This window comes from Dermacoccus sp. BD5 (assembly GCF_044878485.1).
Taxonomy (GTDB): domain Bacteria; phylum Actinomycetota; class Actinomycetes; order Actinomycetales; family Dermatophilaceae; genus Dermacoccus; species Dermacoccus nishinomiyaensis.
In genome coordinates, this window is the sequence record NZ_JANJER010000003.1 from 1 (window position 1) to 24,319 (window position 24,319).

Genomic DNA, 24,319 nt, shown 5'->3' on the forward strand with positions numbered 1-24,319 from the left:
GCCAACCACGCCGTTTTCTGCCCGAACGCCAACCCCAGATACGTCACTACCGCATCCCGCTTTTCCTCGACCGTGAACACCACGCCTCCTCAACACAAGTGACTCACGACCAGGCTGGCACTCAGGGCGGCGTACCCATCTGCGCTTTTCGGTCACATTCGCCTGTGCCACGGCCTGCGGGGCCGGCTCGACCGTCAGCCCGTCGCGCGAGCTTGCTCCGCCAGACGCGGCAGGTCGTCGAGGCTGACGGCGGCGAGGTCGGGGACGACGACGAGGCCGCCGAGCTGCGGAATCTCGACGAGGTGCGGCACGGCGAGCGTGGGGACGCCGGCCGCGACGGCCGAGCGCACGCCCGTCGCCGAATCCTCGATCGCGACGCACTCATCCGGGCGCAGGCCCAGCTCGGCCGCGGCCCGCACGTACGCCTCCGGGTCCGGTTTGCCCGCACTGACCATGTCACCGGTGACGACGACCTCGAACGTCCCGGCCGGCAGCGCGTCGACGAGCACCCGCGCGAACGACTCGTACGACATCGTGACGAGCGCGCACGGCATCCCCGCCTCGTGGGCGGCGAGCAGCAGCTCCTGCGCGCCGGGGCGCCACGGCACGTGCTGCTTCAGCTTCTCGATGACCTGCTCGAGCAGGATGTCGACGATCTCGTCCGGCGTCAGCGGAATGCCGGTCTGATCCTTGATCATCTGCCCCGTGACGGGCAGCGCGTTGCCCACGAGCTGGAACGCCTGCTTCTCGCTCCACGACGCCCCGTACGACTCGATGAGGCCGCGCTCGGCCTCCATCCAGTACGGCTCGGTGTCGATGACGGTGCCGTCCATGTCCCACAGGATCGCGCGGGGGGCATGCGAACCATGCGCCGCGCGCGTGGACGTCGATGAGTCGGGCGCGTCGAGGCGGGCGTCGAGATGGTTCAGGTGCGGCGTCGGGTTCACGCGTCAGTCCTCCGGGTCGTATCCGAGGTTGGGGGCCAGGTGGCGCTCGGCCTCGGCCATCGACCATCCCTTGCGCTCAGCGTAGTCGGCGACCTGATCGCGTCCGATCCGCCCGACGACGAAGTATTGCGCCTGCGGGTGCGCGAAGTACCACCCGCTCACGGACGCGCCGGGCCACATCGCCCGCGACTCGGTCAGTTCGACCCCGATCGACGCGGTCACGTCGAGCAGGTCGAACAGCGTGTCCTTCTCGGTGTGCTCGGGGCACGCCGGGTAGCCGGGCGCGGGACGGATGCCCTGGTAGCGCTCCTGGATGAGTTCGTCGTTCGTGAGCTTCTCCCCCGCCTCGTAACCCCAGAACTCGCGGCGCACACGCTCGTGCAGCCGCTCCGCGAACGCCTCCGCGAGACGGTCTGCGAGGGCCTCCAGCAGGATCGCCGAGTAGTCGTCGAGGTCGTCCTTGAACGCGCGGATGCGCTCCGGCAGCTCCGTGCCAGCGGTGACGGCGAACGCGCCGACCCAGTCGTCGGCCGCACCCGTAGGGGCGACGAAGTCGGCGAGCGAGCGGTTCGGCACGCCGTCACGGTGCGTGCCCTGCTGACGCAGGTGGTGCAGGCGCGCCACCTCGGACGAACGCGGCGCGTCGACGAACAGCACCGTGTCGTCACCGTCGGCCTGCGCCGGCCAGAACCCGATGACACCCGCCGGGTGCAGCCAGCCCTCGTCACTGATGCGGTCGAGCATCGTCTGCGCGTCGTCGTACAGCTTGCGCGCCGCCTCGCCCTGCGCGGGGTTGCTCAGGATGTCGGGGAAGCGCCCCTTCATCTCCCAGGCGGCGAAGAACGGCTGCCAGTCGATGTACTCACGCAGCTCGCTCACCGGGTAGTCGGTGAACACCTTCGTCACGGGGGCGCCGTCGACGGCGAGCGCCGGGGCGTCGGGAACGCCTGCAGCCCAGTCGATCTCGGTGACGTTGGCGCGCGCCTCGTCGAGCGTCAGCAGCGGACGCTCGTCGCGCTTGGCCGCGTGTCGGGCGCGCAACGCGTCGTAGTCGGCGACGACGTCGGCGAGCAACGCCTCGCGACGCTCCCCCGTCGACAACAGCGCAGCGACGACCGGCACCGAGCGCGAGGCGTCCTTCACCCACACGACGGGCTCGTCGTAGCGTCCGTCGATCTTGACGGCCGTGTGCGCACGCGACGTCGTCGCGCCGCCGATGAGCAGCGGCTGCGTGAACCCCTGGCGCTGCATCTCGGACGCGAGGTGCACCATCTCGTCGAGCGACGGCGTGATGAGGCCCGACAACCCGATGATGTCGGCGTCGTGCTCGCGCGCGGCGTCGAGGATCTTCTGCGGCGCGACCATGACGCCGAGGTCGATCACCTCGTAGTTGTTGCACTGCAGCACGACGCCGACGATGTTCTTGCCGATGTCGTGCACGTCGCCCTTGACGGTGGCAAGCACGACGGTGCCGTTCGTCTGCTTGCTCGTGACGCCGCTCGCTTCCTTCTCCGCCTCGATGAACGGGATGAGGTAGGCGACGGCCTTCTTCATGACGCGTGCCGACTTCACGACCTGCGGCAGAAACATCTTGCCGGCGCCGAACAGGTCCCCGACGACGCCCATGCCGTCCATGAGCGGGCCCTCGATCACCTCGAGCGGACGCTTGCCTTCGGCCTCCAGCTCGGCGCGCATCTGCTCGGTGTCGGCTTCGACATGGTCGTCGATGCCCTTGACGAGCGCATGCGTGATGCGTTCGCGCACCGGCAGTTCGCGCCACTGTTCCGTCTTCGCCTCCGCTTGCTCACCGCTCGAGTTGTACCGTTCGGCGGCCTCGAGCAGCCGTTCCGTGGCGTCGGCGCGGCGGTTGAGGACGACGTCCTCGATCAGCTCGCGCAGTTCGGGGTCGATCTCGTCGTAGACGACGAGCGCGCCGGCGTTGACGATGCCCATGTCCATGCCCGCGGCGACCGCGTGGTAAAGGAAGACGGCGTGGATCGCCTCGCGCACCGGGTTGTTGCCGCGGAAGCTGAACGACACGTTCGACACGCCACCGCTGACGAGGGCGCCGGGCAGGTTCGCCTTGATCCATCGGGTGCCCTCGATGAAGTCGACGCCGTAGTTGGCGTGCTCCTCGATGCCCGTGCCGATCGCGAAGATGTTCGGGTCGAAGATGATGTCCTCGGCCGGGAAGTCGACGTCGGGGCCGGTGAGGATGTCGTAGGCCCGCTTCGTGATCGTCTTGCGCCGCTCGAGGGTGTCGGCCTGGCCGTCCTCGTCGAACGCCATGACGACGATCGCCGCGCCGTAGCGCTTGCACAGCCGGGCGTGCTCGATGAACGGTTCGACGCCCTCCTTCATCGAGATCGAGTTGACGATCGACTTGCCCTGGATGCACTTCAGCCCGGCCTCGATGACCTCCCACTTCGAGGAGTCGACCATGACCGGGACGCGGCAGATGTCGGGTTCCGAGGCGATGAGCTTGCAGAAGCGATCCATCGCGGCGACGCCGTCGATCATGCCCTCGTCCATGTTGACGTCGATGATCTGCGCGCCGTTCTCGACCTGCTGACGGGCGACGGACAGCGCCGTCGCGTAGTCGCCGTCCTTGATGAGCTTGCGGAAGCGCGCCGAACCGGTGATGTTCGTGCGCTCACCGACGTTGACGAACAGCGAATTCTCGTCGACGGTGAACGGCTCGAGCCCGGACAGGCGCAGGGCGGGCGCGACGTCGGGCACGCTGCGCGGGGCCGTGGTGGCGACCGCGTCGGCGATCGCCCTGATGTGATCGGGCGAGGTGCCGCAGCATCCGCCGACGAGGTTGACGAGGCCGTCGCCCGCGAATGCGGCGACGGTCTGCGTCATCGCCTCGGGTGTCTCGTCGTACTCGCCGAACGCGTTGGGCAGGCCGGCGTTCGGGTAGCAGGAGACGAAACAGTCGGCGATGCGCGAGAGGTCGGCGACGTAGGGGCGCATCTCGTCGGCGCCGAGCGCGCAGTTGAGTCCGACGGCGAGCGGGCGTGCGTGACGCACCGAGTTCCAGAACGCCTCGCCCGTCTGCCCCGACAGGGTGCGGCCGGAGGCGTCGGTGATCGTGCCGGAGATGATGACGGGCCAGCGCCGCCCGCGTTCCTCGAACAGCTGCTCCAGCGCGAAGATCGCGGCCTTCGCGTTGAGCGTGTCGAAGATCGTCTCGATGAGCATGAGGTCGACGCCGCCGTCGGCCAGGCCGCGGGCCTGCTCGAGGTAGGCACCGACGAGGTCGTCGAAGCTGACGTTGCGCGCGCCCGGGTCGTTGACGTCCGGTGAGATCGACGCCGTGCGGTTCGTCGGGCCGATCGCGCCGGCCACGAACCTCGGACGCGCCCCGGTGGTCAGCGAATCGGCAGCAGCGCGAGCGAGTTTCGCGGATGCGACGTTGAGTTCGTACGCGAGCTCGGACATGTCGTAATCAGCCAACGAGATGCGCTGTGCGTTGAACGTGTTCGTCTCGACGATGTCCGCGCCGGCCTCGAGGTACTCGCGGTGGATGCCCTCGATGATGTCGGGTTGCGTCAGCGACAGCAGGTCGTTGTTGCCCTTGAGGTCGCTGGGCCAGTCGGCGAATCGCTCACCGCGGTAGTCGTCCTCACTCAACCCCTGCCGCTGGATCATCGTGCCCATCGCGCCGTCCATGACGAGGATGCGCTCACGCATGAGCGCGGCCAGCTCCTCGCTGCGATCCCCGCCCGCGTCGCGGCGGGCGTCGTGGTCGGTCGTGGTCGGGCTGGTTGCCTTGGAGCGGCTGCTCACGTGACGTCCCTTCGAGGGCGGGTGGATGTCGCGTCATGCTATCGAGCGACGTCGCCCCGCCTTGGAGCGCGCACGCCGCTGGCCGCATACTGGAATGTCAGGCCCTCGCCGCATCGTCGCCGCGCGCCCGATCCACCCTCACGACCTGCAGAAGGAGACACGCTGTGCGTCGTCACTTCGACCTCACCACGTCGACCCCACCGACCGTCCTCGTCGCCTTCCAGGGCTGGAACGACGTCACCGGCGCCGCGTTCGACGCGATGGATCACCTCGTCAAGGCCACCGGCGCGCGCCTGTGGGCCGACGTCGACCCGGAGGACTACTACGACTTCCAGGTCAACCAGCCGCGCATCGACGTCGTCGACGGCGAGCGCCGCGTCATCTGGCGCACGACGGAGATCTTCCACACGCGACTCGACGCCGTGGGCGACGTGCTCATCGTCAAGGGCATCGAGCCGTCGTTCCGATGGAAGGCGTTTCTCGCCGAACTGCTCGACGCCATTCACGCGAGCGAGCCGGCGCGCGTCGTCGTGTGCGGTGCGCTCGGTGGGGACACGCCGCACACGCGGCCGCTGCCCGTCACGCTGACGTCGCCGCAGCCGGCGACGCGTGCGGCGTATGACGCGAAGACGCCGACCTACGTCGGCCCGGCGGGCATCGTCGGCATTCTCATCGACGCGCTCGGGCGCTCGGAGGTGACGACGATCGCGCAGTGGGTCGTCATGCCGCAGTACGCACTGGGCAGCCCGCAGCCGAAGGTGACGTGGACGATGGTGCAGGGGTTGTCGAAACTGCTCGACGTCGCCCTGCCCGAGGGCGATCTCGAGGAGCAGGCGCGGGCCTGGGAGCGTGGCGTCAGCGAACTCGTCGCGCAGGACGGCGACATGACCTCCTACGTCGACACGCTCGAGCACTCGATGGACGTCACCGAACTGCCAGAGGCCTCCGGTGACGCCATCGCCGAACAGTTCGAACAGTTCCTGCGCCGACGGGACGGCGACAGCCGCCGCGGGGAGCAGGGCCCTGGGGGCGACACGGTCTGACGGTCCGTCGGAACTGCTGGCGTGAGCGGCATGATCGTGCCAAGTTTCTCGCGACGACGGCAGCAGGGTCCTCGTCTGAACGATCGTGCCGGTGTTGGCGCGAGCAGGTGTTCAACCCCAAAAGCGGAACGATCGTGCCGCTTCGGGTCGAATCGGCTCATGACCGTGCACTCACAGCACGATCGTTCCGATGGAGGGTGCATGAGCCTGGGTCAGGACGTGCGAGCGAGGTGGCGCAGCCTCGGCCTCGGCCGGATCGAACTGGCCGAACTGGCTGATGTCTCCGAACGCTTCGTCCGCCCGCTCGAGCAGGACAAGGCCACGATGCAACTCGACAAGCTCACGGCCGTCCTCGACGCGCTGGGTCTGGAGCTGCGTGCTGAACCCCGCGGGTCGTCGGCGCATGAGCCCCAGCGCGATCGCGCGTAGACGGCGGCGTCGGGTGCCGCTGAAGACCTCGACGAGATCGGGTTTGACGCCAGGCGCGTGCAGGACCTGAGCCGCGTCACGCGTCATCGGGCCCGGATGACGGCGGCCACCGCAGCGCTGTGACCGCCACCGGTAGCCCAGCGATACACGCTCAACCGCGCTGCTGCACCGCGTCGAAGGCCTGGCTGAGGTCGGCGATGAGGTCGGCGGGGTCTTCGAGGCCCACGGACAGGCGCAGCACCGACGGTGACGGCTTCGCGTCGCCGTCCACGGGGCGGTGCGTCAGGGCTGCCGGGTGCTGGATGAGCGTGTCGACTCCCCCGAGCGAGACGGCGTGCACGATGAGGCGGCAGGCCGACGTCACGGCGGCGGCCGCGTCGAAACCGCCGGCCATGCCGAACGCGAGCACCGAACCGGGCCCGGCCATCTGACGGGCCGCGATGCCGTCGACGTCGAACTGCGGCAACCCCGGCCACATGACGGCGTCCACCTCGTCGCGCGTCAGCAGCCACTCGGCGACGGCGCGCGCGCCTTCCTGCTGCGCCTTGACCCGAATCGGTAGCGTCTGCAGCCCACGGTGCAACCCGTACGCGTTCGAGGGCGACAACAGCGCCCCCGTGATGGCGCGCACCTGACGCAGCCGCGACGCCACGCCTCGTCACACGCGACGACGCCGCCCATGAGGTCGCCGTGACCACCCATGAATTTCGTCGCCGAATGCACGCTCAACGTCGCACCGAGCGCGAGCGGCTGCTGCAGCACGGGCGTGGCGAACGTGTTGTCGACCATGACGGGCGCGTCGCCCGCGGCGCGCACGACGGCCGCGATGTCGATGAGGTCGAGCGTCGGGTTGCCGGGAGACTCGAGGACGACCAGGCTCGTGTCGGCCTCGATCGCGTCGGCGATCTCGTCGACTCTCGCCCAGGTCACCCGTGTGCCGAGCAGGCCGGTGGCGAGCAGGTGATCGGTGCCGCCGTACAGCGGGCGGACGGCGACGACGTGCGGGGTGCCCGCCGCGACGGCCGCGAGTAGCACTGCGCTGATGGCGGCCATGCCGGTCGCGAACGCGACGGCCTCGTCAGCGTCCTCGAGCTGCGCGACGGCGCGCTCGAACCGGTCGACGTTCGGGTTCCACAGGCGCTGGTACACGAGGGAGCCGTCGACGACGGGGTGCCCGCCCGTCGCGAGCACCTCGTACGAGTCGCCGCCGCGCTCGATGCCGGGCAGCGGGTATGTCGTCGACGCATCGAGGCTCGGCACGTGCACACCGAGGGCGGCGAGGTCGCCACGCCCGGCGTGGACGGCAGCGGTGGCGCGTGATTCCATGTGATCTGTCACACAGGCAGAATGGAAGGACACAGCATCCGCTGTCCATCTGACTGAAGAAACCTCACGACGAAGCGAGCGCACGGTGAAACCTTCGAGTAGTACACCGCGCTCCCCCGCCGAACGGGGGAATCGTCGCACCCGCTGGGGGCCATCGTGGCAACCCGACGCCACCGGCCGTCGCATCGTCGAACTGCTCCTCGCGAAGGGACGCATGCCGAACGCCGAGCTGGCGCGCCGCATCGGCCTGCCCGAGTCGACGTGCAGCATCCGCGTGCGCACGCTGCGCGAGCAGGGCGTTCTCGCCGGTGTCCACGCCGACGTCGACCTCGCCCGGCTGGGGCGCGCCATGGAGGCGATGGTCGCCGTCCGGTTCGCCGGGCATCGACGCGAGCAGATGGACGCCTTCCGCGCAGCGATCGTCACCGTCCCCGGCGTCATCGCCGCCTACCACGTGGCGGGTGAGGACGACTTCCTCATCCACGTGTGCGCCGAGTCGCCGCACGCCCTGCGCGACTTCGTCCTCGACCGGCTCACCGGCATGCCGGGCATCGCGCAGGCGCAGACGAGCCTCATCTTCGAGCGGCTGCGCGGCACCGACCCGCTCGGGTGAGGTCGCGCTCCTCGCGCTCGGTTGGTCGGATGAAGCTATGGATCCCGTGACGATCACCCCGCTCGACGTCGACGACCCCACCGCGATCGACGCCTGGAACGCCGCTCTGCGCGACGCCCTGGCGGCTGGGCGCGAGCACCCCCGCAGGCGCGTCGACGCGGTTCGGTTCGGCTCTCAGATGGCCGACGACGACCCGCTCGGCGGCCTCACCCGCCCCGGCAAGCGTGACGGCGACGCCCGCCGCCGCGGGGACGAGCGTCACGCCGAGGGAGGGTACCTGCGCGTGCGCACCCCCGCCTGGCTCGACGCCCGGCCGGCTACACGCAGATCCTGCTGGCGAGCGACGCCCCGCAGATGGCGTTGCAAGACGACTCGCTCGTCGACCGTTCCTGCCGTGATGCGGGCGTCGCGCGGGCGCTCAAGGTCGTCAATCTCGAGCACCTGCAGTCACTTCCGCAGGCGAGCGCGACGCAATGGGTCCAGAGCTACTGCGCCGAGACGAACACCGACATCCTCGGGCGCAAAGCCGCGCTGGGCTTTCGATGCGTCGACGTCATGACCGCGCTCGAAGGGCGCCCGGAGGCAGCTGCGCTCAGGCGTACCTGATCCGGTCGAGCAGCATCGCGAGCGGCTCGGGCACCTCGTCGGCGCCGAGCGCCGCGGCGAGCACAGCGGCCGCGTTCTCCTTGCGACCGGACGCGGCGCGCGCGAACCGGCGCAGCTGATCCGCGAGCGGTTCGTCGGCCCACGCGGCCTGCGTGCGCAGCGCATCGAACTTGCTGCCGAGACCCGCGCCCTCGATGGCGGCCTTCGCACGCTCCGCGCCGAGCGCGTGGATCAGTTCCCCCTCGAGGTCGGGTTCGCAGACGAAGAAGCCATAGACGGGCAGGTCGCTCGCGTCGAGCACGGGCAGCCCGTCGTCGGCGAGCGCCTTCTCGGCCGCGCGGGTGTCGGCGGCGTCGCAGAGCCCGACGACGTCGGCGTCGGATCGGATCTGCCGGATCTCGCCGAGGACACGGCCGACGTTCGTCGCGCCCTGCAGGTTGACGAGTTCGACGTTCGGGCTCGCGAGCCCGTCACGCTCCATGAAGGCCGCGACGGCTGCGACGTCGCTCGGGCCTTCGAGCAGGACGAACATCGTCGCGGCGCTGTCCGTGCTGATCGTCGTGGTCACAGCTTTACCCCGAGCAGGGCGTCGACGACGTCGCGGATCTGCTGCGCGGAGCCGACGGCTTCTTCGCCCTCGGCTGCACACCAGGCGTCGATCGCGGCGAGCGCGGCGGGCGTGTCGAGGTCGCTGCGCAGGGCGCGGCGGACCGCTTCGATCGTGGGCGTCGCGTCGACGCCATCCGCCTCGATGGCGCGTCGCCACGTCGCGAGGCGCTCCTTCGCGGCGTCGAGCAGCGCGTCGATGTACTCCCAGTCGGCGCGGTAGTGCTGGTCGAGCAGGACGAGCCGGATCGCCATCGGGTCGACGCCCTCGCGGCGCAGCACGGACACCTTGACGAGGTTGCCCTTGCTCTTGCTCATCTTCTCGCCGTCGTAGCCGACCATGCCCTGGTGCGCGTAGTGGTGCGCGAACGGCGGCTGCCCCGTCAGCGCGTTGGCCTGCACGGCGCTCATCTCGTGGTGCGGGAAGATGAGATCGGTGCCGCCGCCCTGCAGCGTGAAACCATGGCCGAGGTGCTCGAGCGCGATCGACGTGCACTCGATGTGCCAGCCAGGTCGGCCGCGTCCGACGCCGGGGCCGCCGTCCCACGCCGGCTCTCCCTCACGCTCGGCGCGCCACAGCAGCGGGTCGAAGACGTCGCGCTTACCCTCGCGATCGGGGTCGCCGCCACGGTCGGCGAAGACGGCCATCATCTGCTCACGGTCCCAGTGCGAGACCGAACCGAACGTCGGCTGCTGCGCGAGGTCGAGGTAGACGTCCTTCGCGCCGGCAGCGGCGTTCTCGGCGGCGGGCACGTCGACGGTGTAGGCGAGGCCGCGCTCGAGCAGCCGGGCGACGTTGGCCGAATGCAAGGTCATCGACTCGACGACGCCGACGTAGTGCTGCGGCGGGATGACACCGAGGGCCTCCATGTCGCCGTGGAACAGCTCGATCTCGCTCGTCGCGAGCTCACGCCAGTCGACGCCGTCGCGGGCGGCCCGCTCGAGCAGTGGGTCGTCGACGTCGGTGACGTTCTGCACGTAGGTGACCTGCGCGCCCGCGTCGATCATGACGCGCTGGGCGATGTCGAAGGTGACGTACGTGGCCGCGTGGCCGAGGTGCGTCGCGTCGTACGGCGTGATGCCGCAGACGTACAGCCCGGCCTGCTCGCCGAGGTCGATCGGGACGATCTCACCGGCTGCCGTGTCGAAGAGGCGGACGTCGATGTCGGCTCCAGCCGGGGAGGCGACGGGGTTGAGCGCAGGGCGAGACCAGGATTTCACCGCCCCAGCCTAACGGGTACGACCGACGCCTCCGCCCGGCGGACGCGTCACAACGAGGCCCTCGTGGGCTCTCACAACGGCGGCCACGGCAGCGGGTAGCGATCGAGCGGCGGCTCTGGAAACACGCCGGCGGTACGCAGCGCCGCCACGCGCTCGAAGAACGCCTCGACCTCGTCATCGTCCAGGTGTGCGCTGAGCTGCGCGCCGAGCCCGTCTCGCGCGCCCAGGAGCGCCGCGAGGGACGCGTCGTGCGCTGCACTCAACGGTTCACCGGCGAAGCCCCACAGGACGGTGCGCAGCTTGTCGTCGACGTGGAACGTCAGGCCATGATCGATGGCGTAGAGCTGCATGTCTCCCCCGCCCGATGTGTCCTCGACGAGGTGAGAACCCTTGCGGTCGGCGTTGTTCGTCAGCACGTCCAGCAGCGCGACGTCGCGTAGTGCGTCACCGTCGTGGTGGGCGAGCACGAGGGGGCCCTCGTCGGTGTCGAACGCGGCGATCGCGTGCACGTCGTCAGTCAGCTCGTCCTCGTCGAGCAACGCCACCTGGTGCTGCTCGGCCGGTTCGAGCGGGCCGACCCAACACTGCAGGGATCCCTCGCCGAGCTGCGGGTCGACGTGCCACGCCGTCTCCGGCACGCAGCGCAGGCCGGCCGCGGCGGCGACGAGGTAGGTCGCGACCTCGCGGTGCGCGAGCGTCCCCGATCGGAAGTCGCGCAACGGTTGTTCACCACGCACGGGTTTGAACACGGCGCGCTCCCCCGTCGCCGTCATCAACCGCACGACGACGTTGGAGGCGTCGACGAGGCGACCCTCGATCTGCCACTCGCGCTCGCTCAGTTCGGGCGCGCCGCGCTCGAGCGGTCGGGAGGTGACGTCGCGCGTCTCGCTCACCGGCGTCGGTACCCGTTCGCGCGGGGGCAGACGTGGCCGCGCGGATCGAGCGGTTCGTTGCACAGTGGGCAGGGACGGCGGCCCTGCGCGACGAGCGCGAGCGAACGACGCGTGAACTCGCGCGCGGCGGGCGGGGCGAGCACGACGCGCAGGCCCGTGATGGCGGTGATCGCGGCGCCCTCATCGTCCTCGTCCATCTCGGCGTCGAGGTCGTGGCACTCGAGCGCGAAGACGCGCTCCATCGGATTCCAGCTGACGCTCATGCTGCCGACGCGGAACAGCGGGTCGACGGGCAGTTCGAGCGGGTCGTTGTCGGGTGCGGCGGCCGGCTCGTCGCGGTCCGCGCCGACCTCGTCGAGCAGCTCTTCGAGGCGCTCCGCGAGCAGAGCCACCTGCTGCTTCTCGATGGCGACGCCCTCGACGCGGCGCGCGTCACGCACCTGCAGGTAGAACTCGCGAGAGCCCGGCTCACCGACGGTGCCCGCCACGAAGCGCGCGGGCTGGTTGAACTCGACTACAGACATGTCCGTGAGCCTACTGCGTGGCGCCGGTGGCGCCACCGACGGTGGATTCGGCGCTCGTCGAGCGCGCCAGACCGACGGCCTCGCCGAGGCCACCGGAGGTCACGTTCATCGCGAGGACGAAGGGGCGATCGCCGACGAAGCGGATGACGCTCATCGACGCGGGCGCGAGGACGATGCGCTGGAAGTCGTCGAGGTGCTGACCGAGCGCGTCCGACAGCATCGACTTGATGACGTCCCCGTGGCTGACGACGACGCCGACGCCCGAGCCGCCCTGCTCGTCGCTGCTGCGTTCGTCCAGCTCGCGCGCGAGGGCGCGCACGGCGTCGACGGCGCGTCGCTGCATGGCGAGCATCGACTCGTGCTCGAACTGCGGGCTCGGCGGGAACGTCACCTGCGACGGGTGCTCCTGCACCTGCTTCCACAGCTCCTCGCCGGCGAGGTCGCTGAGCTTGCGCCCCGTCCAGGCGCCGTAGCGGCACTCGCCGACGGCGTCGTCGGTCTCGACGGCGACGCCGCTCGCCGCGCGCAGGGCGTCCGCCGTCTCCTGGCAGCGCACGAGCGGCGAGGCGACGATGCGCTCAGGCGTGCAGCAGGCGCTGATCGCCGCGGCGGCGGCGTCGGCCTGGGTGCGCCCCAGCTCGTCGAGATGGACGTCGGGGCTCCAACCGGCGAGGACGCCGGAGGCGTTGGCGCTCGTGCGCCCGTGCCGCAGCAGGATGATGGTGGCCACGCGACCAGGCTACCGGCCCGGCCGTCCGTGACCCGTGTCGCGCCACGGCGCGGGCAGCGCGGTAGCGCAGAATACGACGGTGATCATCGACCAGGCCGTCTATCGCGGCGGCAATCGCATCGACTGCGGCGACCTGCGCGCCGAGCTCGCCGATCTGCGCGAGCACGACGACGGCTTCCTGTGGGTCGGGTTGAAGGATCCGACGGCCGACGAGTTCTCGATCATCGCCACGGAGTTCGGCCTGCACCCCCTCGCGGTCGAGGACGCTCTCGCCGGTGGGCAACGCCCCAAGTTCGAGGTCTACGACGGCATGGCGTTCCTCGTCATGCGCACGTTGCGCTACATCGAGGCGACGTCCGACATCGAGACCGGCGAACTCATGGTGTTCGTCGGCGACCGCTTCGTCGTCACCGTCAGGCGCGGTGAGCCGACGCCGCTGGAGACGGTGCGCGCCGCGTTGGAGCACGACCCCAGGCTGCTGGAGAAGGGCCCCGTCGCGGTCATCTACTCGGTCATGGACGCGGTCGTCGACAAGTACCTCGCCATCGACGAGGAGCTGAGCGACGACGTCCTCGCGATCGAGCATCAGGTGTTCACGCCGAGCGTGACGACGGACGTCAGCGACATCTACGAACTGAAGCGCGAACTGCTCGAGGCGCGGTGGGCTGCGCAGCCGCTCATCGAGCCGACGCGGCGCCTCGTCGCGTCGTCGTTCGTCGACGAGGGGTTCGCGCCGTTCTTCCGTGACGTGCTCGATCACCTGGAACTCGTCAGCGAGCACATCGAGACCTACGATCGGTTGCTGTCGGACGTGCTGTCGGCGTACCTGTCGCAGGTCGGCGTGCAGCAGAACAACGACATGCGCAAGATTTCGGCGTGGGTCGCCATCGCGACGGTGCCGACGATGCTCGCCGGCATCTACGGCACGAACTTCCACTCGGTGCCGGAGCTGGAGGCGTCCGTGCACTTCGGCGGCCGCGGCGGCGGGTACGAGTTCTACTACGGGTACTACCTGATGATCGCCGTGCTCGCGACGATCGGCGTGCTGCTGTGGCGCGCGTTCAAGAAGTCTGGATGGTTGTGATGGTGGTTCGCCACATCGGTGACGCGGCGCCGCGGGTGCCGACGCGCGTGCTCAACGGCAGCGGGACGCGTGTCAGCGCGTTCGTGCTCGGCGTGTCCGGGTGGGCCCGCGGCGTGACGGCGGAGAGCGCGCAGGAGATGGCGAGCACCTACCTCGCTGCCGGCGGGCACACGTTCGAGACGAACGACGTCGACGCGGGCGCCGCCGAGGTGCGGCTGCGTGAGGCCCTCGAGGGCCGCCGGCGCGAGGAGTACCAGCTCATCGCGCGCAACGGCCGTCACGGAGCGCTCCCCTTCGCCCCGGGCCCGGACACCTCCCGCGCCGGCCTCATGGCCGCGCTCGATGCGACGCTGGAGCGTCTCGGCACGGAACATGTCGACCTGTGGCTCGTCGAGGGTGACGACGGCGTCACCCCGAGCGTCGAGGTCGCCTCGGCACTCGAGTGGGCCGTCACGACGGGCCGCGCGAGCGACGTCGGCCTGAGCGACGTGCCCCCCTGGCGCGCGGTCGATGTCAGTCACCTGCTCGCGGCGCGCGGCGTCCACCTCGTCGCGCACGCCGTGGAACATCACCTGCTGCGCGCCGACGCCACGGACGTCGTCGAGGCCGCCGCGGCGCGCGGCTACGGCGTCATCGCGGGCGCCGGGCTCGCGCGCGGCGTGCTGACGGGCAAGTACCGCCACGGCACGCCGGCCGATTCGCGTCGCGCCTCCGGCGATCTCGTGGCGAGCGGAGCCTCGCGTGAGACGACGCGCGCCGTCGTCGAATCACTCGCGACGGCGGCCGACGGCCTCGGCGTCCACCCGGCCGAACTCGCCCTCGCCTGGTCGTTGCACGCGCCCGGCATCGACGCCGTCGTCGCGGGGTCTCGCACCGCGGCTCAACTGCGTGTCGCGCTGCGCGCCGGCGAACTGAGCGTGCCGCGCGAGATCGTCGTGGCGCTCGACGAGGTCGCCGGCGCGTGACGGCGGGCGCCGTCAGTTGTCAGAACGCTCGGCCCCCGTGGCCGAGCGTTCGGCCCAATGGGGCGTTCGTCTCAGCTGCGACCGCGCGCAGAGCGGTGCTTGTCGTTGCCGCTCGTCTCGTCGTCAGCATCGTCGAGGTCGTCGTCTTCTTCGTCCTCGTCGTCGAAGTCGTCATCAAAATCGTCGTCGTCGAAGTCGTCGTCATCGAAATCGTCGTCGTCGAGCAGGACGAGCGGCGTCATCTCGTTGAACGCGTTGAGCAGCGCGTCGTCGTAGGTCTCGAACGCGTCGGCCAGGGCGTCGGATGCCGCGATGACGGCGGGGTCGTCGTCACCACGACGCGCTGAGCACGCCTCGAGGTGACGTTCGAAAGCGAGTGTGAGGGCTTCGAGGGCAGCGCGCGGGTCGGCGTTCATGTGGAAAACGCTACCCCGATCGCGCAAGAATGTGCAGATGGCTGAGTACGAATACCGCACGCTCACGTTCGCACGTGACGCGAGCCGCAGCGACATCCGCCAGAGCCTCACCGATGAGGCTGAGTACGGGCACTGGGAGCTGGCCCGCACCCGCATCTACCTCGGTGGGGTGCGCCGCATCTGGTTGCGGCGCCGCATCATCCGCATGCGCCCGCAGGACAACGGCGGCTGGCTCTGATCAGCAGTCGGTGAGCAGACGCGCGAGCACCCGCTGCCCGAACTCGAGGCTTTCGACGGGCACACGTTCGTCGATGCCGTGGAACATCGGCGCGAAGAGCAGATCGGACGGCAGGCGCAACGGTGTGAAGCCGTAGCCGTTGATGCCGAGCTGCTTGAGCGCCTTGTTGTCGGTGCCCGCTGACAGGCAGTAGGGCAGGATCTCGCAGCCCGGGTCCTCGGTGCGCAGCGCGTCCTTCATCCGTTCTACGAGGTGGCCTTCGAACGGCGCGTCGAGCGCGATGTCGCGATGCAGCGTCTCGATCGTCACGTGCTCGCCGGCGAGTTCGCCGATGGCGTCCATCAGCTCGTCCTCGTGCCCGGGCAGGAAGCGGCAGTCGACGTTGACCGACGCCGTCTGCGGGATGACGTTGTGCTTGTAGCCGGCGTCGAGCATCGTCGGGTTCGACACGTTCGCGAGTGCCCCCTCGACGAAGTTGCGCGCGCCGGGGATGTGCGCGAGCAGCGCGTCCGTGTCCTCGTCGGTGTAGGTCGTGCCCGTGATGTCGGCGAGACCGTCAAGCAGCTGGCGGACGCTCGCGACGTACTGGCGCGGCCAGACATGGGCGTCGATGCGGCCGATCGCCGCGGCGAGGCGCGCGATGGCGTTCTCGTCGTTGGGGACGCTGCCGTGGCCGGCGCGGCCGTGGGCGGTGAGGCGGATCCAACGGATGCCCTTCTCCCCCGTCTGCAGCAGGTAGGCGCGCTGGTCGCCGCCGCCCTTCTTCGGCACGGTGACGGAGTAGCCGCCGACCTCGCTGATCGCCTCGGTGGCGCCCTCGAACAGTTCGGGACGGTGGTCGACGGCCCAGTGCGAACCCTTGACGCCGCCGGCCTCCTCATCGGCGAAGAACGCGACGACGAGGTCGCGCGGCGGAGTGACGCCGCGGCGGGCGAAGTCGCGGACGGTCGCGAGGATCATCGCGTCCATGTCCTTCATGTCGACGGCGCCGCGGCCCCAGACGCAGCCGTCCTCGACGTCGGCGGCGAACGGGTCGTGCGACCAGTCGGCGGCGTCGGCGGGCACGACGTCGAGGTGGCCGTGGACGACGAGCGCGCCGCGTTCGCGGTCGGCCCCCGGGATGCGGACGACGACGTTCGCGCGCCCCGGCTCGCTCTCGAACAGTTCGGGTTCGAGGCCGACCTCCTGCAGCTGGCCCACGACGTACTCGGCCGCTTCGCGTTCGCCGGGGCCCTCGGTGCCCGGGCCGTAGTTGCTCGTGTCGATGCGGATCAGATCGCGGCAGATGCGCAGGACGTCGGATTCGGCGGAGGTCTGAGAAGCCATGGCTCCACCTTTTCATTCCTGCGTGGGCAGCGCGCAAGAAAGCCCCGGTGATATCTCACCGGGGCTTTCTCGTGAAGTGTGTCCGAGGGGGGACTTGAACCCCCACGTCCGATAAAGGACACTAGCACCTCAAGCTAGCGCGTCTGCCATTCCGCCACCCGGACAGGTGGTGTTTTCCGGCCGCTTTCGCGCCCTTCCAACGAGGAAGAACATTACCAGGCGTTCGCTGGGAGTGCACATCGGCTCGGCTCAGGCGTGGCCCGTCGGCTGCTCGCCGTCCTGCTCGGGCCGGTGCGGCAGACGGATCTGACGCTGCGGCTGCTGTCGGGCCTCGCGCGGAGCGTCGAACGGCTCGGGCTGCAGACCGGCGTCGGGCTCGCCGGCGGGCGTCGCCTGCGCGCCGAGCGGCGCCTGCGGCATCGCCGATGCGCCGAGGGCGGGCACACCGTCGTCAGCGCCGGCAGGGCGCTGCGGGCGGGACGTCGAATCCTCCGCCTCGTTCGTGGCCTGGTCGACCTGGCCACGCGCGTTGGCGAGCGCGACCTGAGGGTCCTCGAGCTTCGTGTCGGCGAACGCGTTGTCGTCGTTCGTGCCGGGGTCGACCCATTCGTCGTCGTCGTTGTCGCCCGGACGCCCGGCGTCGCCGCCGAGAGCGCTCGAGATGCCGCGCAGCGCGTCGGTGACCTCCGAGGGGATGACCCACATCTTGTTCGAATCGCCCTGCGCCAGCTGCGGCAGCGTCTGCAGGTACTGGTAGGCGAGCAGACGCTGCGTCGGCTTGCCGCGGTGGATGGCGTCGAACACCTGCTGGATGGCGCGCGCCTCACCCTGGGCCTTGAGGACGGCGGCCTGCGCCTCACCCTCGGCGCGCAGGATCTGGCTCTGCTTCTCACCCTCGGCCGTGAGGATCTGGCTCTGCTTGAAACCCTCGGCGTTCAGGATGGCGGCGCGGCGGTCACGCTCGGCGCGCATCTGCTTCTCCATCGAATCCTGCACCGACGCCGGCGGGTCGATCGCCTTGAGCTCCACACGATTGACGCGGATGCCCCAGCGGCCCGTCGCCTCGTCGAGCACGCCGCGCAGCTGCCCGTTGATCTGGTCACGCGAGGTGAGCGTCTGCTCGAGGTCGAGCGAACCGATGACGTTGCGCAGCGTCGTCACCGTCAGCTGCTCGATACCCTGGATGAAGTTCTCGATCTCGTAGACGGCTGACTTCGGATCCGTCACCGAGTAGTAGATGACGGTGTCGATGCTGACGACGAGGTTGTCGCTCGTGATGACGGGCTGCGGCGGGAACGTGACGACCTGCTCACGCAGATCGATGTTCGCGCGCACCCGGTCGATGAACGGCACGAGGATGTGCAGACCGTCCGTCAGCGTGCGGTTGTACGAGCCGAGACGCTCGACGATCTGAGCCGTCTGCTGCGGCACGATGCGGATCGTGCGCATGACGACGACGACCGCGAACACCAGCAGCAGGATGACGACGATGAGTCCTGGGGACATGTTCCCTCCCTGTGGCCGGGCGAACCCGGCGTGATGCGCGGACGCTGGCGGGAGTGCTCGCTCAGCGCCGCTCGGTGGTTGTGGGGTCGACGAGCAGAGTCGCGCCCTGCAGGTCGATGACGTGGACGGGCGAACCGAGGGGGAGCGTCATGCGCACGTCGGTGCGCGCGCTCCACAGGTCGCCGTGCACCTTGACGAGGCCCTGCGACTCGGAGACCGGCTCGACGACGAACCCCGTCTGACCGACGACCGAACGCGGCCCGATGTCGGTGTTGTCGCGCGTCGGGCGCAGACGGCGGCGCAGCATCGGGCGCAGCGTGAACAACAACCCGACGGCGACGGCGACCGCGATCGGCGCACTGATGACGAAGTCCGCACCGAAGTACGACGCGATCGCGCCCGCGAGCGCGCCGAGCGCGAGCATGATGAACACGAAGTCGACCGTGACAGCCTCGACGGCGGCCATCGCGAGGGCGACGCCCAGCCACATCAGCCATGCACTGTTGTTCATGCTCGGTCCAGCTCCCCGCTTCGACGACTTCGTACCTGCAATCTACGTGGAACGCTCGTCCGGTTCGACCCGAGAACCTAACGATTACCTCACGGTGACGCGGCAGCGGCATCGTCCCAGGCCGGCGGTTCGCCGGGCGTCAGCGCCGGATCGTCCACGGCGACGGTACGCACCGGACCCTTCGGGGTGAGCGGGCCCTCGAACCGGACGGTGACGCGGCCACGCCCTGAGCCCCACACCCAACCCGCGCCGAACTCGTCGTGATGCACGTCCATGCCGGGGCGCCACGACGCCGTCGTGCCGGGGCTGAAACGCGTCGTCAACTCCTGAGGCAGGGTTGACGACCCCTCGTCGGCGTCGGGGTCAGCGTCGTCGCTGCTGGGGGTGGCGGCTGTCGACGACTCACCGACGGCCTCGGGAAAGGCCGGCGTGTCGACGGGAGCCTCGAGTTCGAACAGCCCCGACTGCGCGTGCGTGACGAAACCGCTGACGCCCACACCGATGAGACGCACACCCTGCGCGAGGTCGAGTCCGTCGAGCAGGCGCTGAGCCGTGCGGGCGATGACGTCGGCGTCACGGCTCGGGGTCGGTGATGTCGAGCTGCGCGTCAACGAACTGAAGTCAGGAAGGCGCACCTTGAGGTGCACGGTGCGCCCGAAGACTCCGGCCTTCTCGCAGCGGGCCGAGACGGCCTGCGCGATGCGCTCGATCTCGCGGCGCAGCACGGCGCGATCGTGGACGTCGCGTTCGAACGTCTCCTCGTGCGAGACGCTCTTCGCCTCGCGGGTGAGGGTGAGGTCCCGATCGTCGCGGGCGCGCGCCAGTTCGTGGAGGGAATGCCCGTGACGCTCACCGAAGATGCTGACGAGGTCGACGTGCGTCATCGCGCGCAGCTGTTCGACCGTCTCGACACCGAAGGTGCGCAGCCGCGCCGCAGTCGCCGGGCCGACGCCGCTGATCGCGCGCACCGACATCGGCGCGAGGAACCCGAGCTCGCTGCCCGGTTCGACGACGGTGATGCCCGCCGGCTTGTTCAGGTCGGAGCCGATCTTCGCGAGCATCTTCGACGACGCCGCCCCCGCGCTGACGCTCAAACCGCCCGTTGCGTCGGCGACGTCACGGCGCAGGGTCTCGAGCACCTCGCGCACGTGCGCGGTGCTCGAGACATCGAGGTCGGCGCCGCGCAGGTCGACGTACGCCTCATCGATCGAGACCTGCTCGACGAGCGGCGACAGCTCGCGCAGCACGGCCATGACGGCGAGCGACGACGCGCGGTACGCCTCGAACCGCGGCGAGAGGAACGCCGTGGCGGCCGGGCAGATGGCCCGTGCCTCGGCGGTGCTCATCGCACTGCGGGCACCGAACGCTCGCGCCTCGTACGACGCCGTCGAGACGACGCCGCGCAGGCCGGTGCCACCGACGATGACGGGGCGTCCACGTAGGCTCGGCTTGTCGCGCTGCTCGACCGAGGCGAAGAACGCGTCGAGGTCGACGTGGACGATGCTGGCGTCGTCTCTCACGCCAGGTCGATGACCACCTTGACGTCGCCGTCGCGGCGCTCGAAGGCCTCGGCGAACTTCTCGAGCGGCACGCGCCGCGTGATGAGTCGCTCCAGCCAGGGGTTGTCGGCCTTCGCGAGCACCTCGGCCGCGCCCTGGTAGTGACGCAGGTTCGCATTGACCGAGCCGACGACGACGCCGTTGTCGAGCACGAGGTCGCGGTTGATGTGGCCCAGGTCGACCTCTTGCTCCTTCGGCGCGGAGATGCCTGTCAGGCACACGATGCCGTAGGGCACGTTGTTGGCGAGCACGCCCGAGATGACGGGCACCGCGCCGGTGGCCTCGATGACGACGTCGGGGGCGATCTGCTGCATCTGTTCCACGACGTCGCCCGTGACGTAGGTGGCGCCGAGCTCGCGCACGAGCTCGGGCTTGAGACCGTCGGTGGGCCGGTCGAGGACGTAGACGTCGAGGCCCTTCTGGGCGCCGATGAGCGCGCCGAGCAGACCGATCGGGCCGGCACCGGTGACGAGCACCTTCTTCGGCGCGAACGTCGCGCGGGCGCCGATGCGCTCGACCTGCTCCCAGGCCTTCGTCACGACGGTCGTCGGCTCGAGCAGCACGCCGACCTTCTCGAGCGACGGGTCGAGCTTGACCGCATGGTCGGCGGGGATGCTCCAGCGCTGCGAACCGAACCCGTGGATCTGCTTGATGCCGTGCTCGGTGTACTCGCCGTTGCGGCACATGTCCCACTCCCCCGCGGCGCACGCGACGCACGGCACGGTGTCGGGCATGCGGACGATGCCGACGACGAGGTCGCCCTCGGCGAAATCGGAGCCCTCGGGAGCCTGCAGGACGCGCCCGAGCGACTCGTGGCCGAGGACGAGGCGCTCCGCGCCCTCGGGCGCCCAGCCGTACGCACCGTCGGCGATCTCGTGGTCGGTGCCGCACACGCCGAGGGCGATGCCCTCGACGAGCAGGTCTCCGGGCCCGGGCGTCGGGCCGGGCATGTCGGTGACGGCGAGGGAATCCTTGCTCAGGGGCAGGACGGTGAGTGCGCGCATGACTCCAACTCTAGGCCCCGGGCAGGAGGTCATCCGACGCCTCTGTGGACGAGCAGCGGCAGGACGCAGACGGCGCCCGCCTCGCGTAGCGCGGCCGCGGCGACGGTGGGCTCCCACGTCGTCGACGAGGTGTCGACGACGAGCAGGACGCTCGCTCCCGCGACCTGCGGAGCGCTCCCGGCGATGGCCTCGCGCCACGCGGTGGCCACCTCGGCACCCGCGGCATCGCCGACGTGGGGCGGCACGACGTTCCACGTCGTGTGCGGCAGCTTGCCCGCGGTGCCGAGGTGCGCGGCCAGCGACTCGACCCGGGCGGTGTTGACCTCGCCCGAGCCGACCCGCGTCGGCAGCGCGACGATGCATGAGGGGCGCTGGCGCCACGTCTTCGACCAGGCCGCGAGCACGCGCACCGCGGATTCCTGCAGCGCCTGCGACGCCTCCTGCGTGCCCTGGGCGCGCCGATCCTCTCGCCGCTCGTCCTCCCACTCGGCTGCGTCGGCGTGGATGAGCACCCGCCCGGGGTCGGCGGCGAGGTTCGCGGGGATGCGCCCGCGGGTGCCGAACGCGCCACCGGGCCACATCTTGCGCGGTTCGAGGGTGATGGTCTCGGCGCGCAGCACCGCCGCGATGCGTTCGAGCGTCGCGGGGTCGATGTCCGTCGTCAGCGGCTCGGGCAGGTGGCCCAGGCAGACCGAGCACTGGCCGCAGTCGGCGGCCTCGGGGTCGTCGAGGGCCGTGCGCAGAAGCTTCATGAGGCACTGGGCGCCGGCGATGTAGCGGCGCATGATGTCGGCCTCGCGCTCCCGCGTCGCGATGACGCCCGCGTAGTGCTCCTCGTCGAAGCTCCACTCGACCCCGGTGGCGCGCCACCCGTCGGGGGTGCGCTCGACGACGCCGTCGACGGCGAGTTGCTTGAGCAGCAGCTCGACCCGGTTGCGTCGCAGGCCCGTCTCCGCGTCGAGGGCCACGACGCTCATCGGCTCGGCCGCGGCCTGCAGTGCGGTCAGGAGCGTCGCGACCTGCTCTTTCTTCGGGATCGTCGCCGTCGCGAAGTACTCCCAGATGTTCTCGTCGCCCGCGGCGGGCAGCAGCGCGACGACGGCCGAGTCGATGGCACGGCCCGCACGCCCGATGTGCTGGTAGTACGACACCGGTGACGCCGGCGCGCCGAGGTGGACGACGAAACCGAGGTCGGGCTTGTCGTAGCCCATCCCGAGCGCTGACGTCGCGATGAGCGCCTTGACACGGTTGTGGCGCAGATCGTCCTCGAGCTGTTCTCGCTGAGCGGCCTCGAGCTGACCGGTGTACGCAGCGACGGGCAGCTCGTCACCGTGCGCGGCCGTCACGGCCGCCGCGAGACGCTCGGCGTCCGCGACCGTCAGGGTGTAGACGATGCCACTGCCCGGCAGTGACGCGAGACGGTCGACGACCCACGCGTAGCGCTGCAACGCCGTCATCTCCGGCAGCACCGCGAGGTGCAGCGACGAGCGGGCGAGCGGACCCCGCAGCACGAGGGAGGCCTCCCCCAGCTGCTGCGCCAGATCCTCGGTGACGCGCTCGTTGGCCGTCGCCGTCGTCGCGAGCACGGGTGTCGCCGGGTTGAGCGTCGTCAGCACGTCGGCGACGCGGCGGTAGTCGGGGCGGAAGTCGTGCCCCCAGTCGGACAGGGCGTGCGCCTCGTCGATGACGAGCAGCCCCAGATCACCCGCGAGCGAACGCATGACGCGTTCACCGAACGTCGGGTTCGCGAGCCGCTCTGGCGAGACGAGCAGCACGTCGAGCTGCCCGGCCGTCACGGCCTGCTCGATGGCGCCCCAGGCGTCGAGGTTGCCGGAGTGGATCGCAGCGGCCCGCAGCCCCGCACGCTCGGCGCCGGCCACCTGGTCGCGCATGAGGCTGAGCAGCGGCGAGACGACCAGCGTCGGGCCCGCGCCGCGGCTGCGGGCGATCGCCGTCGCCACCCAGTAGACGGCCGACTTGCCCCACCCCGTCGCCTGGACGACGACGACGCGCGCGCCCGGCCGACCGAGCGCCTCGACCGCGACGCGCTGATCGTCGCGCAGGCGAGCGTCCGGCCCGGCCAGGGCGTGCAGCACGGAGGAGGCGACGGCGTCGAAGCCGGTGTCCTGTTCAGCGTTCATGGGACGAACTGTGGCACGAGACACCGACAACCCCAGAACGACGCGGATTCAGCCCTGCGACGAGGACGCCGCCGCAGCCTTCTCGGCACGCTTGCGACGCCGCTCGGCGGCGATGCGGGCGTCGTCGGCCTCGGCCTCGTCGAGCGTCGGCGCGGTGCCACCCATGGAGGCGGGCAGGAACTCGAGGTCGGCGCCGCTCAGCGTCGGGTAATTCGCGCGTGCCGCGTCGAGCAGCTTCTGCATCGCGTCCTTGACGCGCTGCGTGTTCTGCTCGGGGCTGAGCGTCTCGTCGTACGTCATCGGCTCACCGACGGCGACGGTGATCGGCGTGTTCGTGCGCCCGAGACGCTTCGGCTTGCCCTTCGTCCACACACGCTGCGAACCCCACAGGATCATCGGCACGATCGGCACCCCGGCCTCCTGCGCCATGCGCACGCCGCCGGTCTTGAAGGACTTGAGCTCGAATGAGCGGGAGATCGTCTCCTCCGGGAAGATGCCGACGAGCTCGCCGCGCTTCAGGGCAGCGACGGCGTCGCGGTAGCTCTGCGCGCCGTTGCCGCGCTCGACGGCGATGTGCTTCATGCCGCGCATGAGCGGGCCCGAGATCTTGTGGTCGAAGACCTCCTTCTTCGCCATGAATCGGATGACGCGGCGCTGCTTGATCGCCGGGAAGCCCGCGTACGTGAAGTCCATGTACGACAAGTGGTTCATCATGACGACGGCGCCACCGGTGCGCGGCAGGTTCTCGGAGCCGACGAGGGTGAACTTGAGCCCCTGCGCGGCGAAGAGGCTGCGCGCAATGGCGAGAACGGGAGGGTAGACGAGTTCCATGTCCACCA

22 protein-coding genes, 1 tRNA gene and 1 pseudogene are annotated in these 24,319 nt (G+C 70.2%); 7 read left to right on the plus strand and 17 right to left on the minus strand.

All coding sequences use genetic code 11. The annotated features are described in order from the left end of the window. Nucleotides 1-194: 194 nt before the first annotated feature. Nucleotides 195-947, minus strand: a complete 753-nt coding sequence (locus NQ706_RS03285; protein WP_038568139.1) for an HAD family phosphatase — start codon at nt 945-947, stop codon at nt 195-197. Nucleotides 948-950: 3 nt separating this feature from the next. Continuing rightward, on the minus strand, nt 951-4,643 hold the full coding sequence (gene metH / locus NQ706_RS03290; protein WP_051806411.1) for a methionine synthase: 3,693 nt from the start codon (nt 4,641-4,643) through the stop codon (nt 951-953). Nucleotides 4,644-4,903: 260 nt separating this feature from the next. Here metH and NQ706_RS03295 point away from each other — a divergent pair, with 260 nt between their 5' ends. Both NQ706_RS03295 and NQ706_RS03300 read left to right on the plus strand, forming a co-directional pair. After that, the gene (locus tag NQ706_RS03295) at nt 4,904-5,782 is read left to right on the plus strand and encodes a proteasome assembly chaperone family protein (RefSeq protein ID WP_038568145.1); all 879 of its coding nucleotides are present in this window, start codon (nt 4,904-4,906) and stop codon (nt 5,780-5,782) included. A 201-nt stretch (nt 5,783-5,983) separates the two neighbouring features. Then, a complete protein-coding gene (locus NQ706_RS03300; protein ID WP_239302967.1) occupies nt 5,984-6,211 on the plus strand; it encodes a transcriptional regulator in 228 nt (75 codons plus the stop codon). 151 nt (nt 6,212-6,362) lie between these two features. Here the strand turns inward: NQ706_RS03300 and NQ706_RS03305 are convergent. Further along, nucleotides 6,363-7,537, minus strand: a pseudogene (locus NQ706_RS03305) (trans-sulfuration enzyme family protein). Nucleotides 7,538-7,622: 85 nt separating this feature from the next. On the opposite strand from NQ706_RS03305, the gene NQ706_RS03310 reads away from it, so the two are divergent. Then, complete coding sequence (locus NQ706_RS03310) at nt 7,623-8,150, plus strand: Lrp/AsnC family transcriptional regulator (protein WP_038568161.1); 528 nt, start codon at nt 7,623-7,625, stop codon at nt 8,148-8,150. Between the two features lie 354 nt (nt 8,151-8,504). Next, nucleotides 8,505-8,756 (plus strand): hypothetical protein, encoded by a 252-nt coding sequence (locus tag NQ706_RS03315; RefSeq protein ID WP_038568167.1) that lies wholly within the window; start codon nt 8,505-8,507, stop codon nt 8,754-8,756. On the opposite strand, the gene NQ706_RS03320 is transcribed toward NQ706_RS03315, so the two are convergent. The 5 genes from NQ706_RS03320 to NQ706_RS03340 form a co-directional block, all read right to left on the minus strand. Then, nucleotides 8,743-9,324 (minus strand): hypothetical protein, encoded by a 582-nt coding sequence (locus NQ706_RS03320; RefSeq protein WP_038568169.1) that lies wholly within the window; start codon nt 9,322-9,324, stop codon nt 8,743-8,745. The two genes, NQ706_RS03315 and NQ706_RS03320, sit on opposite strands and share 14 nt — an antisense overlap. Beyond that, nucleotides 9,321-10,583 (minus strand): cysteine--1-D-myo-inosityl 2-amino-2-deoxy-alpha-D-glucopyranoside ligase, encoded by a 1,263-nt coding sequence (gene mshC, locus NQ706_RS03325; protein ID WP_038568172.1) that lies wholly within the window; start codon nt 10,581-10,583, stop codon nt 9,321-9,323. The genes NQ706_RS03320 and mshC overlap by 4 nt, the downstream gene beginning before the upstream one ends. A gap of 71 nt (nt 10,584-10,654) precedes the next feature. Next, nucleotides 10,655-11,476 (minus strand): SCO1664 family protein, encoded by an 822-nt coding sequence (locus NQ706_RS03330; RefSeq protein ID WP_038568176.1) that lies wholly within the window; start codon nt 11,474-11,476, stop codon nt 10,655-10,657. Next, nucleotides 11,473-12,000 (minus strand): DUF3090 family protein, encoded by a 528-nt coding sequence (locus NQ706_RS03335; RefSeq protein WP_038570898.1) that lies wholly within the window; start codon nt 11,998-12,000, stop codon nt 11,473-11,475. Before NQ706_RS03335 ends, NQ706_RS03330 begins: the two co-directional genes overlap by 4 nt. Nucleotides 12,001-12,010: 10 nt before the next feature. Continuing rightward, complete coding sequence (locus tag NQ706_RS03340; protein WP_038568179.1) at nt 12,011-12,730, minus strand: MSMEG_4193 family putative phosphomutase; 720 nt, start codon at nt 12,728-12,730, stop codon at nt 12,011-12,013. A 79-nt stretch (nt 12,731-12,809) separates the two neighbouring features. Here NQ706_RS03340 and NQ706_RS03345 point away from each other — a divergent pair, with 79 nt between their 5' ends. Together NQ706_RS03345 and NQ706_RS03350 are read left to right on the plus strand one after the other, a co-directional pair. Continuing rightward, entirely contained in the window at nt 12,810-13,814 is a 1,005-nt protein-coding gene (locus NQ706_RS03345) for a magnesium and cobalt transport protein CorA (RefSeq protein ID WP_038568182.1), read from the plus strand. Then, a complete protein-coding gene (locus NQ706_RS03350; RefSeq protein ID WP_051805886.1) occupies nt 13,814-14,779 on the plus strand; it encodes an aldo/keto reductase in 966 nt (321 codons plus the stop codon). Before NQ706_RS03345 ends, NQ706_RS03350 begins: the two co-directional genes overlap by 1 nt. 71 nt (nt 14,780-14,850) lie before the next feature. On the opposite strand, the gene NQ706_RS03355 is transcribed toward NQ706_RS03350, so the two are convergent. Beyond that, nucleotides 14,851-15,195 carry a hypothetical protein gene (locus NQ706_RS03355; protein ID WP_038568184.1) on the minus strand — a complete coding sequence of 115 codons (345 nt, stop codon included), beginning with the start codon at nt 15,193-15,195 and terminating at the stop codon, nt 14,851-14,853. Between the two features lie 37 nt (nt 15,196-15,232). Here NQ706_RS03355 and NQ706_RS03360 point away from each other — a divergent pair, with 37 nt between their 5' ends. Continuing rightward, nucleotides 15,233-15,433 carry a DUF5703 family protein gene (locus NQ706_RS03360; protein ID WP_038568187.1) on the plus strand — a complete coding sequence of 67 codons (201 nt, stop codon included), beginning with the start codon at nt 15,233-15,235 and terminating at the stop codon, nt 15,431-15,433. Here NQ706_RS03360 and NQ706_RS03365 read toward each other — a convergent pair whose 3' ends face one another. The 8 genes from NQ706_RS03365 to NQ706_RS03400 all read right to left on the minus strand — a co-directional run bounded on the left by NQ706_RS03365 (nt 15,434) and on the right by NQ706_RS03400 (nt 24,311). Continuing rightward, the gene (locus NQ706_RS03365; protein ID WP_038568189.1) at nt 15,434-16,759 is read right to left on the minus strand and encodes a M20/M25/M40 family metallo-hydrolase; all 1,326 of its coding nucleotides are present in this window, start codon (nt 16,757-16,759) and stop codon (nt 15,434-15,436) included. It lies immediately after the preceding gene. Nucleotides 16,760-16,838: 79 nt separating this feature from the next. Beyond that, a tRNA-Leu gene (locus tag NQ706_RS03370) sits at nt 16,839-16,923 on the minus strand. 85 nt (nt 16,924-17,008) lie between these two features. After that, entirely contained in the window at nt 17,009-18,265 is a 1,257-nt protein-coding gene (locus NQ706_RS03375; protein ID WP_038568192.1) for an SPFH domain-containing protein, read from the minus strand. Nucleotides 18,266-18,326: 61 nt separating this feature from the next. Continuing rightward, nucleotides 18,327-18,776, minus strand: coding sequence for an NfeD family protein (locus NQ706_RS03380; protein ID WP_038568195.1), 450 nt, complete (start codon nt 18,774-18,776; stop codon nt 18,327-18,329). Nucleotides 18,777-18,865: 89 nt separating this feature from the next. Then, nucleotides 18,866-20,296, minus strand: coding sequence for a DNA polymerase IV (locus NQ706_RS03385; protein WP_038568199.1), 1,431 nt, complete (start codon nt 20,294-20,296; stop codon nt 18,866-18,868). Beyond that, on the minus strand, nt 20,293-21,339 hold the full coding sequence (locus NQ706_RS03390) for a glucose 1-dehydrogenase (RefSeq protein ID WP_038568203.1): 1,047 nt from the start codon (nt 21,337-21,339) through the stop codon (nt 20,293-20,295). The genes NQ706_RS03385 and NQ706_RS03390 overlap by 4 nt, the downstream gene beginning before the upstream one ends. Before the next feature lie 29 nt (nt 21,340-21,368). Continuing rightward, a complete protein-coding gene (locus NQ706_RS03395) occupies nt 21,369-23,480 on the minus strand; it encodes an ATP-dependent DNA helicase RecQ (protein ID WP_038568205.1) in 2,112 nt (703 codons plus the stop codon). 48 nt (nt 23,481-23,528) lie between these two features. Further along, nucleotides 23,529-24,311 (minus strand): 1-acyl-sn-glycerol-3-phosphate acyltransferase, encoded by a 783-nt coding sequence (locus tag NQ706_RS03400; protein ID WP_038568208.1) that lies wholly within the window; start codon nt 24,309-24,311, stop codon nt 23,529-23,531. Nucleotides 24,312-24,319 lie beyond the last annotated feature (8 nt).